The 12,492-nt window shown below is 35.1% G+C and carries 11 protein-coding genes; 8 read left to right on the forward strand and 3 right to left on the reverse strand.

The annotated features are described in order from the left end of the window. Positions 1–60 precede the first annotated feature (60 nt). The 8 genes from accB to FHR29_RS17055 all read left to right on the forward strand — a co-directional run bounded on the left by accB (position 61) and on the right by FHR29_RS17055 (position 9,199). Positions 61–534 carry an acetyl-CoA carboxylase biotin carboxyl carrier protein gene (accB, locus tag FHR29_RS17020; RefSeq protein ID WP_183915952.1) on the forward strand — a complete coding sequence of 158 codons (474 nt, stop codon included), beginning with the start codon at positions 61–63 and terminating at the stop codon, positions 532–534. Between the two features lie 82 nt (positions 535–616). Next, complete coding sequence (gene accC, locus FHR29_RS17025) at positions 617–1,966, forward strand: acetyl-CoA carboxylase biotin carboxylase subunit (protein ID WP_031289467.1); 1,350 nt, start codon at positions 617–619, stop codon at positions 1,964–1,966. Between the two features lie 75 nt (positions 1,967–2,041). Continuing rightward, entirely contained in the window at positions 2,042–2,911 is an 870-nt protein-coding gene (gene tatC / locus FHR29_RS17030) for a twin-arginine translocase subunit TatC (protein WP_021192040.1), read from the forward strand. Continuing rightward, positions 2,911–3,357 carry a ribose 5-phosphate isomerase B gene (gene rpiB / locus FHR29_RS17035; protein WP_021192041.1) on the forward strand — a complete coding sequence of 149 codons (447 nt, stop codon included), beginning with the start codon at positions 2,911–2,913 and terminating at the stop codon, positions 3,355–3,357. The genes tatC and rpiB overlap by 1 nt, the downstream gene beginning before the upstream one ends. Positions 3,358–3,444: 87 nt before the next feature. Continuing rightward, positions 3,445–5,019, forward strand: coding sequence for a M28 family peptidase (locus tag FHR29_RS17040; protein WP_183915954.1), 1,575 nt, complete (start codon positions 3,445–3,447; stop codon positions 5,017–5,019). Positions 5,020–5,274: 255 nt separating this feature from the next. Continuing rightward, positions 5,275–7,962, forward strand: a complete 2,688-nt coding sequence (locus FHR29_RS17045) for a carboxypeptidase-like regulatory domain-containing protein (RefSeq protein ID WP_183915955.1) — start codon at positions 5,275–5,277, stop codon at positions 7,960–7,962. A gap of 45 nt (positions 7,963–8,007) precedes the next feature. Beyond that, positions 8,008–8,904 carry a DnaJ C-terminal domain-containing protein gene (locus FHR29_RS17050; RefSeq protein WP_132843720.1) on the forward strand — a complete coding sequence of 299 codons (897 nt, stop codon included), beginning with the start codon at positions 8,008–8,010 and terminating at the stop codon, positions 8,902–8,904. Between the two features lie 4 nt (positions 8,905–8,908). After that, positions 8,909–9,199: a chaperone modulator CbpM gene (locus FHR29_RS17055; protein WP_132773437.1), complete on the forward strand. Its 291-nt coding sequence runs from the start codon at positions 8,909–8,911 to the stop codon at positions 9,197–9,199. Positions 9,200–9,233: 34 nt separating this feature from the next. Here the strand turns inward: FHR29_RS17055 and FHR29_RS17060 are convergent, their stop codons facing one another. The 3 genes from FHR29_RS17060 to FHR29_RS17070 all read right to left on the reverse strand — a co-directional run bounded on the left by FHR29_RS17060 (position 9,234) and on the right by FHR29_RS17070 (position 12,312). Continuing rightward, positions 9,234–10,115, reverse strand: a complete 882-nt coding sequence (locus tag FHR29_RS17060; protein ID WP_183915957.1) for a hypothetical protein — start codon at positions 10,113–10,115, stop codon at positions 9,234–9,236. A 43-nt stretch (positions 10,116–10,158) separates the two neighbouring features. Beyond that, complete coding sequence (locus FHR29_RS17065) at positions 10,159–11,844, reverse strand: energy transducer TonB (RefSeq protein WP_183915959.1); 1,686 nt, start codon at positions 11,842–11,844, stop codon at positions 10,159–10,161. 93 nt (positions 11,845–11,937) lie between these two features. Then, the gene (locus FHR29_RS17070; RefSeq protein WP_183915961.1) at positions 11,938–12,312 is read right to left on the reverse strand and encodes a BlaI/MecI/CopY family transcriptional regulator; all 375 of its coding nucleotides are present in this window, start codon (positions 12,310–12,312) and stop codon (positions 11,938–11,940) included. Between the last annotated feature and the right edge of the window lie 180 nt (positions 12,313–12,492).

Below are 12,492 nucleotides of genomic sequence, written 5' to 3' on the forward strand. Positions count from 1 at the left end.
CTTTGAAGGCTGTTTTAAGAATTTTAAAAATTAACACTAAAATATTTAACCTGCATAACTATGGGTATGGACATTAAACAAATTCAAGACTTGATTAAATTCGTTTCAAAATCAGGTGTGAATGAAGTAGCAATCGAAGAAAAAGATTTCAAAATTACGATAAAAACAAATCAGGAGCCTACATATGTAACCGCTTCGGTTCCAGTTGCAGCAGCACCAGTGGCTGCAGCTCCTCAACCGACTGCAGTTGCTCCAGTAGCGGCGGCTCCTGCAGTAGTTTCTGAAGAAGCTAATTTTATCACGATTAAATCTCCAATGATCGGAACTTTTTACCGTTCTGCGGGACCAGGTAAACCATCATTTGTAAATGCTGGTGACGAAATCAGTACAGGTAATGTATTGTGTATCATTGAAGCTATGAAATTATTCAATGAAATTGAATCTGAAGTTTCAGGTAAAATTGTTAAAATCTTGGTAGAAGATGCTCAACCAGTTGAGTTCGATCAACCATTATTCTTGGTAGATCCTAGATAAACAATCGTCAATATTTTTATTGTCGATCAACATGAGCGCACAGGTACTGTGCACTCATACCTCAAAACTTACAGAAAATACAATGTTTAAAAAAATATTAATAGCTAATAGAGGAGAAATCGCTTTACGTATCATCCGCACATGTCGCGAAATGGGTATCAAAAGTGTAGCTGTTTATTCAACAGCTGATAAAGATAGTTTACACGTTCGTTTTGCGGATGAAGCTGTTTGTATCGGTCCTCCTGCCAGTAAAGATTCTTACTTAAACATCCCAAATATTATCTCAGCTGCAGAATTAACAAATGCAGATGCGATTCATCCTGGATATGGTTTCTTAGCAGAAAATGCGAGATTTTCTTCAATATGTGCACAGTATGGCATCAAATTTATTGGTCCCACTGCAGAGCAGATTGAAAAAATGGGCGATAAATCACAAGCAAAAGATACAATGAAACAAGCTGGCGTGCCTACGGTACCTGGTTCTGATGGTCTTTTGAGCTCATTGCAAGAAGGTGTTAAACTTGCTAAAGAAATCGGATACCCGGTTATCATTAAGGCTACGGCTGGTGGTGGCGGTAAAGGTATGCGCATTATTTGGAAAGAAGAGGAATTTGAACATGCTTGGGATTCTGCACGTCAGGAATCTGCTGCAGCCTTCGGTAACGACGGTATGTATCTGGAGAAATATGTAGAAGAACCAAGACACATCGAAATTCAGGTAGTGGGTGATCAATACGGTACCGTATGTCACTTATCTGAAAGAGACTGTTCTATTCAACGTCGTCACCAAAAGTTATTGGAAGAAGCTCCTTCACCTTTTATTACGCCAGAATTACGTCAGAAAATGGGCGAAGCGGCTATCAAAGGTGCTAAAGCTGTTAACTATGAAGGTGCTGGTACAGTAGAGTTTTTAGTTGATAAAAACCGTAACTTCTACTTCATGGAAATGAATACACGTATTCAGGTTGAGCATCCAGTAACAGAGGAAGTCATTAATTTTGATTTAATCAAAGAACAAATCAAAGTTGCTGCCGGTATCCCTATTTCAGGTAAAAACTACGAGCCGACCATGCACGCGATCGAATGCCGTATCAATGCTGAAGATCCATTTAATAACTTCCGCCCATCACCAGGAAAAATTACTAATTTCCATTCACCAGGTGGTCACGGTGTACGTATCGATACACATGTATATGCGGGTTACACGATTCCTCCATATTACGATTCGATGATTGCTAAAGTAATCTGTGTTGCGCAAACACGTGAAGAAGCTATCTCAACAATGGAAAGAGCTTTAAGTGAATTTGTTATCGAAGGTATTAAAACAACAATACCTCTTCATTTACGTTTAATGCGTGATCCTAACTTCAGAGCTGGTAACTTTACTACGAAGTTTATGGAAACTTTTGACCTTTCAGAAGATAATGTATAATAAAATTATCTTTACATAGATAAAAAATACCATTCTTTTCAATAAGAATGGTATTTTTGTTTACAAACAATTTTTATGAGTACTACAGAACGGAAAAGCCTAGTCGAATCTATAAAAGATAAAGGAAAAAATTTAGAAGCAGAAATGTCATTCTTTGATCATCTCGAAGTACTGAGATGGCATTTGGTTCGTTCGGTGATTGCAATTTGTATTTTCGCAGGTTTATCATTCACTTTCTATGATTTCGTATTTAACGAAATTATTATGGGGCCAAAAAGTCTTAATTTCTGGACATATAGAATGATGTGTCTTGTTGGTAACAAGTTTAATATCGATGGATTCTGTGTCGAACATATTCCTTTCAATATTATCAATACTGAACTAGCTGGACAGTTTATGTTGCAAATTAACTCTTGTTTGCTCATGTCTTTACTATTGGGTTTTCCTTACATCTTATTTGAAATCTGGCTTTTTATCAAACCAGCTTTAACAGATATTGAACGAAGATCAGCTCGAGGATTTGTTTTTTATGCTACCCTATTGTTTGTATTAGGAGTATTATTTGGTTATTATGTAGTCGTTCCGTTATCTGTTAACTTCTTAGCCAATATTTCATTAAGTATCGAAATTACGAATCAGATTACTATTGACTCTTACCTTTCAACGATCGCTACATTATCGTTAGGCTGTGGTATTGTGTTCTTATTACCAATTCTGATCTTTATCTTATCAAAATTAGGTATTATGACTCCAGAGTTTATGCGTGCAAGCAGAAGATATGCAACGGTTATTATCCTTGTTGTGGCAGCAATTATTACTCCTACAGCGGATGTCATCACCATGTTGACGGTAGCTACCCCAATGTTCCTTTTATACGAAATTAGTATCTTAGTATCAGCGAAAGTTAAAAAACAAAAATTAGCACAAGAAAAAAACAATATATAATGAGTACTGTAAAGACAATTGCAATAGGAAGTGACCATGCAGGTTTTGAATACAAAACGGCTATCGTAGCTTTATTAAAAGAATTAGGTTACGAAGTAAAAGATTTCGGACCATATAATACGGATTCTGTTGATTATCCAGATTATGCTCATCCGGTTGCAAGTGAAGTGGAAGAAGAAAAAGCAACATTAGGTGTATTGATATGCGGTAGCGCAAATGGTGTGGCAATTACAGCAAACAAACATCAAGGGATCCGCGCTTCAATAGCGTGGTTAGAAGAAATTGCAGCATTGGCACGTCAACATAATGATGCTAACATTGTGTGTATTCCAGCAAGATTTATTGATCTTGATCTTGCAAAATCAATCGTTAAAACATTTGTAACGACAGATTTTGAAGGTGGTAGACATGCTACACGTGTTGGTAAAATTGCCTGTGGTTGTTAACTTTAACATAATTTAATAGACGGAGAAAAGGTATATATATACTTTTTCTCCGTTTTTTTTGTTCTATTTGTTCTAAATGAAAAAACAATGAAAAAATTATTCAGTTTAATTTGTCTTATTTCGTCCATTTACAGCTGTGCAGTTGCACAAAATCCAGCTGCAAAATATGCTGATCTGATTACTGAAGAGTCTTCCAGAAAGCATCTTACTATCCTAGCATCTGCAGATCTTGAGGGACGTGGCACAGGCCAAAAAGGTGGTCGTTTGGCTACTGAATACATTGCAAATGAATTTAAAAAATTAGGATTAACACCACCTGTTGCAGGTAAATATTTTCAACCGGTAAGTTTACTAAAAAACAGTTATCAGGTTAAGAGCTTTAAAATTGGAGGCCGTCCTTTTGTCAATGGACAAGATCTACTGGCGTTAGGTAATAATGAGTTGAAATCAATCGACGATAAAGAGATTATTTTTATCGGTTACGGTATTGATGACCCCAAATATTCTGATATCCAAGGAATTGATTTGCAAGACAAAATTGTGATGCTGATCAATAACAAAGAACCTGTTGATGCAAAAGGGAATTCTGTGATCACTGGAACGACAAAATTATCGGAATGGTCCACCGTGCGCAATAAAAAGATTAGAGAGGTGCTAAAACATAAGCCTAAACTTATTCTTGCATACACTGAGGATCTCGGTACATGGCTGGAAAGTGCAGGAGATCGTGCAACCGAAGGACGTTTTAATTTAGCTCAGGATCAAACAGCTCCTGAAACTAATCCAATGCCTATTGTTGTCAATATCACCGATCATGTTGCTAACTATATCCTGAATCAGGGAAAAACAAGTCTTGCAAATATTACATCAAAAATCAATCAAAGTCAAAAGCCTCAATCTTTTGCCATCAATACAAGCTTTAATGCACAATTGGGTATGGTGGCTGAACAATTCACGGATCCTAATGTACTGGGCTTGCTTGAAGGGTCTGATCTGAAAGATGAAATAATTGTTATAGGTGGCCATTATGATCACGACGGCAAAAGTTCAAATGGCACTATCTTTCCTGGAGCTGATGATAATGCTTCAGGAACTACTGCTGTTCTTGAGTTAGCGAAAGCATTTAGTCAGGCTAAAGCTGAGGGCAAAGGTCCTCGGAGAAGTATCTTGTTTATCACATATGCTGCAGAAGAAAAGGGTTTATTGGGCTCTAAGTATTATACCGAAAACCCGGTTTTCCCTCTTGAAAATACCGTTACTTGTATCAATATTGATATGATAGGCCGCATTGACGATAAGCATTTAAATGGAAATCACAACTATATACATTCCATTGGAGCAGATAAATTAAGCTCTGAATTAGCAAGAATCAATAAGGAAGCAAATGATAAATTCAGCAAACTGGAATTAGACTTCATGTACGATAATCCAAAAGATCCAATGCGTCTTTATTACCGATCTGATCATTATAATTTTGCCAGTAAAGGTATTCCTTCAATTTTTTACTTCTCAGGTTTACATCCGCATTATCACACGCCTGAAGATACTGTTGATAAAATAGATTTCCCGATTATGGTCAAAAGAGAAAAATTTATTTTTCAAACGGCTTGGGATGTTGCCAATAGTGCTACAAAACCCGCTGTAGATAGCAAGAAGGATTAAAAATTAGTTGCGTAAGATTTTTAAAGTGGTTCTCCTGAATAAGGAAACCACTTTTTTTATGTGCTTATTGCACCTAATTAAACGAGTAAAACTGCTTCCTATTTTGATAACCGATCCAACTGATTAAATCGGATAAACAATTTCATTCAGCATAAAACAAAGTGAATGTGTTAAAAATAAGTTAATTAAAAATCGATATCTAAAAAAGTAATTATCTTAGCGAGCAATAAACCAACCATTCCTAAAAAGTCAATTATGAAGCTATATGTATTAAGCTTGCTATTTTTATGCATTAATTTTGCCTATTCCCAAAACTCAGGAAGTTTGAAAGGGACTGTTATTGATCATACAAATAAACCGCTTGAAAAAGCAACAGTTTCCATTCTTATGCAACAGGATTCTTCGGTACTCTCCTATTCTCTGACAAATGATAAAGGAGAATTCAACCTCGTTAAACTGCCTGCAAATAAAAATCTGATCTTATATATCTCGCACGTCAATAGCAGCAACTATCATCAGGACATTCTTTTAAATCCTGACGAAAAAAAGCAATTAGATTCGATTAAACTGGGGGGAAAACTATTGGACGAGGTCATCATTTCTGTTGCACCACCTGTGCGCATGAATAAAGATACATTAGAATATAACACTGATTTTTTTAAGACTAGACCGAACGCCAATGCTGAAGAACTTTTAAAACAGTTGCCTGGTCTACAAATTAATATGGATGGTACTATTTATTATGAAGGTAAAGAAGTTTCTCAGGTAAAAGTAAATGGTAAGGATTTTTTTGCCAGCGATCTGCGAATTGCTACACGCAATCTAGATGCTTCCTTAATTAAAACGGTACAGGTATACCGCGATAAAGGCGAATCAAAAAAAACAGTGGAGGATGAAGAAAAATTACCTATTACCATCAATCTGAAATTCAAAAAAGATTTTCTGAAAGCAAGTTTTGGTAAATTATATGGCAGTGTCGGAACTAGAGACCGCTATGAAGCTGGTGGTCTGTTCAATACTTTTCAGGATACTTTGCAATTGAGTTTCATCGGATTCGGAAATAATATCAATCGAGAAAGTTTTGATTACAATGAACTTAATCAACACGGTGGATTAGGAAGAGCTGAAAATTATGGTTTTAATGACTTTGGTGGCAGAAATTATAATGGCAAAGCAAATGATATTGCCGGTGGCTTTAACCTCAATAATGATTGGGGAAAGAAAACAAAACTAAACCTCATGTACATGTTAAAGTACAAAAATGAAGAAGGCCAAAACCAAGGAAGTCAAACCTCGCTGTATGATAATGTTAAGCAATTTGGCGAAAACGAATATAATAGCTATCGGAAGTCGCTTGCGCACAATATCAATACGCTTTTCAGACACCGAATGGATACAACAGCATACGTCGAGTTTACACCTAAGCTTTCAATTACCAATAATGATGGTAAAACTGATAGCTGGATGAATACCTATACCGAAGACAAAAAAATAAATAACAGCAAAAGCAATAACACATCAGATGGGTATAATATTAATTACGATCATAATTTCCACATTGAAAAACAATTAAGTAAGAAACATCTTGTATCTCTAAAAAATACCATCAATATTAGAAATGATAAATCAGAAGAAATTGGCAATCAATTAACAGAGATATTCCAGAACCCGATCCCAAATACTAGTCTATGGGAAAACAGAACGAATCGAGAGAAATCCAGCAGTATTAAAACTTTTGCTGGGTATAATAATACCAGTATCGAAAAACTAAATTTTGACTTCTATATTTCTTATAATACTTCGAGTAGCAGACCTACGCAAAGCTTATTCTACAACAGAGATAATACAGGGACTATCCATGGTGAGCAGTTTGAAAACAGCTATAGTTTTAAATCGCAGGAATATGTGACTGCCATGAAATTTTACTGGAAACCTTTCAAAAAATTAGCGGTAAACTTTGGTACAGCATATGCAGTTAAGGATAATCAATTTGATTTATTCAAAATCAATGAACGAAAAACAACTTCGAATGGTTACTGGCTACCTAATATCAATATTCGCTATAAAGATTTTGATCTTTCTTGGTCTAAAGATTTAGAATCACCTGCAACATATCAGATCCAAAGTATTAGGGATACACTAAATCCTCTGATGACGCGACTGTCAGCTTTTTTCTATGAGAATAAACTGCAACAAAGTACGCGCTTTTCATTCAATAAATACACACAAAAATACCAAATGGGATTTAGTGCCGGTGTAAATTATAAAGATAAAAATGAGGGTCATAGAAGTTGGCGTGATGTGACAAATGGACATTATACCATACAGGCATTTCAAGCAGGATCAACGACTAATTATAATGGCTATTTATATGGTAGATATAATTTTAAAGCTGGTAACGATTGGGTATTTTATATATCTCAAAACAGTAGCTTATATACCTACCAATATTATTCTTCGATCAATGATGTGGACAACAAATTAACAAACCTCGGCATCAATCTAACACAGGAATTTTCTATTACTTGGAAGAATTTAATCGGCCTAACGCCTAAATATACCTACAGCTGGAACAAGTCTAAGAATTCGGTTAAAAACAATCCTGATTTTATTGCTACCGCTAATAGAACACACAATGTTGGCGTAGGATTAAATGTAAATCCTATAAAAGGTTTTTCTTTAGAGACCTCCTATTCACTAGAGAATAGGGCAAGTGGCCTAAGTGGAAGAGACAATTATCATATACTAAACTCTTCTATTTATTACACGTTGAAAAATAATTCCCAGATCAAATTAACGGGTTTTGACATCTTAAATCAAAACAGACAGAACTACTGGGGTACCAGTGGCAATACAACCTATTTTCAAAACACGGTTACTTTAAGACAGTACTTTTTGTTAGGATATATTTATAAATTTAAAGTAACAAAACTGAAAAATTAAACAAACAGGCTTCACAATTGTTGAAACTATAGCAACTAAAATAATATGGCATTTGAAGATTACTATAAAGTACTTGGCATAAGCAAAACGGCATCTGTTGATGATGTAAAAAAAGCTTATCGAAAATTAGCCCGCAAATATCATCCCGACCTCAATCCTAATGATGAGGCTGCAAAACAGAAGTTTCAAGAGATCAATGAAGCCAATGAGGTATTATCCGATCCGGAAAAACGTAAGAAATATGATCAATATGGTGAAAACTGGCAGCGAGGAGAGGAATATGAACGGTCTCAACAGCAGTACCGACAGTCGAATGAAAATCCTTTCGGAGGTTCGCAGGGCTATACAGGAAATTTTGATGATGGACAATTTTCAGATTTTTTCGAACAAATGTTTGGTAACCGCTCCGGGGGCGGAAGAAGAAATAACTTTCGTGGACAAGATTTCAATGCTGAATTGGAGTTAACACAACAACAGGCTTATACGACTCATGCACAAACTTTTACGATTAATGGTAAGAACATCCGAATCAACATACAGGCGGGTGTAGAAGATGGTCAGAAAATTAAACTTAAAGGCCTTGGTAGTGAAGGTGTAAATGGAGGGCCAAAAGGAGATCTTTATATTACTTTCCACATCATTGCTGATCCAAAGTTTAAACGTCAGGGTAATGACCTCTATACAACGTTAGATATCGATCTTTATACCGCTATTTTAGGCGGGGAAGCCATCATTGATACATATGGTGGTAAAATAAAACTTAAAATTCAACCTGAAACACAAAACAATGCCAAAGTCAGGTTAAAAGGAAAAGGTTTTCCTGTCTATAAAAAAGATGGTGAATTTGGAGATCTGTATGTCAGTATGAACGTGATGATACCAACCAATTTAACCGACAAAGAAAAAGAACTATTCAAACAGTTGGCCGATTTAAAGAAATAATCCTATGGAAAGGACCCTAATTAAACTATCTGATTACTGCTATTCAAGGAAAGCGGAGATTACTTTTATAGAAACTTTAAATGAGTATGGTCTTCTCCATATTATCATCCAACAGGAAGAAAAATATATTGAAGAAGAACAGCTTCGGGATCTGGAAAGATTTTCGGACTGGTACTATGAGCTAGATGTAAATCCTGCGGGTATTGAGGTAGCACATCATCTCATTCAGAAAGTGGAAGCATTACAAAGTGAATTGCAGCGCATAAAAAATCAGCTTAAAGCTTTGGAATCATAATTCAAAGCTTTAAGCTGATTTTTACAATATGGTATTAATTATCTAAGTCTTTATCAACTGTTATTATATCTTTCCAAATCACATTATGCCGTAAATCTGTTAATTCAATTTGATAATTACCTTTGCAAACAACAAACGAACCATATGATTGTCCTGGTTGAACAAGCCGGTAAATAATCAACTGTTTTTTTCCTTCATCTCTATCCGCAGAAAAGCCCTTCATTAATGTGTAATTTTCCTTTTGTATATATTGATCAGGAATACGGTAATCAAAATGCCCCCTACTGCTATCATCAGGACATAAAATTTCGGTACGGCTTGGCGTAAAAATATAATGCTGCCTATACATAGATGCATTTGATATCGCCAGATCTTCAATATGATCAAAATTCTTAAAGTACTTCTCAGGGATAATGTAAATCAAACTAACATACTCTTCTCTTCCCAATTGCTGCTTAAAGGGAACCATAGCATGATAAATAACTTGTTTGTTTAAGGTCGTAGTTCGATAATAATATTTCCCTTCTGCTGTCTTTTTAATTTCGAATCCATCTCTTGACAACAATTCTTTTGTATTTTTAAAACGCTCATCCGATTTATTATTGATTAAGCTGATCAATCTAAATGTCGTATCTCCGATACTTTTTCCATTGAACAAAACAGTATACTTCGTCGCATCATAGCCTAATTTCTTTATGATCTTCTGATCGTCATGTGAAAGATAAGCTGTCTGCAGTCCAGTTTTCGTCCTTTCATCATAATTTGAAAAATTATCACCGACATATACAGACAGATTTCGTTCGACATTAACAAAATACTCATCCCCATCAACAATAAAACCTTTTGGAGTGAATTGATAAGCTGATCGACAAGAGGTTAATAAGAATAGTCCAAATAAAATATAAAAAGCTTTCATAACATTATTCAAAAAAAGCGCCATCGCATAAAACGTTATTTAATTATTGGGCAGCTGTATTTAATCGGATAGGCATTGTGTAAGCAACCCTTACATGCTGTCCATTTTGTATCGCAGGTTTCCATTTTTCAGGATAATTCTTCAAAACATTCACAGCCTCTTGTCCAGTTCCGTACTTTAAATCTCTTTTTATATCAAAGTTAGATAGGCTACCATCTTTTTCAACGATGAATGATACTTCTACGACACCGTTAATATTATTTTCTAAGGCCTCCTTTGGAAAATTGTAATTTTCTCCCACATAATTCATAAAATCACGCATCCCCCTTGGTGGCGCTGGTTTAACTTCAACAGCTGAAAATATAACCGTATTTTCCGCTGGTTTCTTGGGTTCCGGAAAACGAACTTCATCAGGAGACGATTTAACAGGTTTCTTTTGTGGCACTTCATCTTTCGTTACTTTCGGTGGAGGGAAACGAACGACATCCTCCGAAGATTTTGTAGCCTGTCTCTTAACAGCAGCTTGCTTATTTGATTTTTTAGGCTCTGGAAAATGGACTGTCTCAAATTTTATCGGAAGTGTAAATGCTGTTCGAACAGATTTACCATTCTGAATTCCCGGATGCCATTTTTTTCCATTTTTTACTACATCTTCAGCAACCTTCGCTGAACCATATCCCAAATCTTTTTTCGTTTTAACATTTGTAATACGACCATCCTTTTCTACAATAAAAACGACTTCAAGAATACCATTAATATTATTTTCGGTCATCTCCTTTGTATAAATTAAATTCTGACCTACATATTTCATATAAGCCTGCATACCTCCTTTAGGTATTGGTAAAACTTCAGGATTACTAAAAATCTTTTCCTGCTGTGGTCCTTGTTCCTCAATCTCCATCAGTTTAGTTACTGCCTCCGATACTACTGGTAATTTCACATCGATCACTTTATCAATCAGTTCAGTTTTTGCGTCAACGGTATTGTTTAATACGAGCCCCACCAAACCTACTAAACCAGCAATTGGAATAATCAACATATATTTCCACTGATTTGATTTCTTTGATTTATTTTGAAATAACATCATAATTCTCTTTTTTAAAATGGACTCTCTGGCAAAGCCATGTGATAACACATCAGTCGATACCCGGAGCGCATTTGCAATTAATAATTCTGCATAAGATGCTTTATCTTTTGCAGCACAAAGTTGATCAGCAATACATTCATGCTGAAATTTCAATTCTCTGATATAAAAAAAGAATACAGGGTTAAACCAATTAAAAACTCGAACAATCTCTAAAAAAAGAATATCATAAGAATGCCCTTGCTGTACATGAACTAATTCATGACGGTGGATGATTTCATTTTCTTTCACTTCCTCACCGATATAAACAAAATTCAAAAAAGAAAATGATTCGCTGCCATCAGCTTTATGAAACCTACGGTATAGCTTATACAATCGAATTAGTAAAAACGAAGTAGCAACGATGATTGAGACCCAATAAACGAGTTCAACATTCGAATGCAATTGCCAAAATTGCTGTTTACCCACGATTTCAATTTCAGGTATACTAAATTCTGCTAATTCCAGCGAAATAGCAGGAATTAACTTAGTCTTATAATCCATTTCTGATAGATCTACAAATTGTATTGCTGGTAATGTAAAAGACAATAGTACAGCAACCAATAAATAGATCCGATTCCCCTGGAAAAATGTGAGTTTTCTCAAGACTAAATGATAAAGTAAATAGCATATGACAAGGCTTGTGTTTGCTAAAATCAGATAAGCTATCATAATTCAGGTATTAAGTGATTGAAGTCGTTAAATTTTCTTTTGTTTGGCAATCATCTCTAATAATTCGTTGACTTCGCCGAGATCAAGTTTATTTTCTTCAAGAAAATAAGATAACATGCTGCTCGCTGAATTATCAAAATAATTATTTAAAAGTTTCCCTGTAATCAGTTTCTTATACTCTTCTTTTGTAATCTTAGGGATATAACGATGACTTTTCCCATAAGATTCGTGCACTAAGAAACCCTTGGTTTCTAAAATCCGCACTATGGTCGAGACTGTATTGTAAGCTGGTTTGGGTTCTGGTAAACGATCTATCACTTCTTTAACAAAGGCTCCATTCATTTCCCAAAGCTCATGCATGATTTGCTCTTCAGCTTTTGTAAGTTCTTTAATTTCGTTCATAACTCTATTTCTTAAATGGCACGTCTGCCGATAATCGATTATATAACAAGTATAAAACTAAAAACCTAGTTATCAAACTAGTTTTTTAGTTTACATCATAAAAAACTGATATAAAGCAGATTAAAATTAACAACAAAGTTACATTGTCATATTCTAAGAGACTATTGCTAAATAGAGTCA

It is taken from the genome of Sphingobacterium sp. JUb56 (assembly GCF_014191365.1).
Taxonomy (GTDB): domain Bacteria; phylum Bacteroidota; class Bacteroidia; order Sphingobacteriales; family Sphingobacteriaceae; genus Sphingobacterium; species Sphingobacterium anhuiense.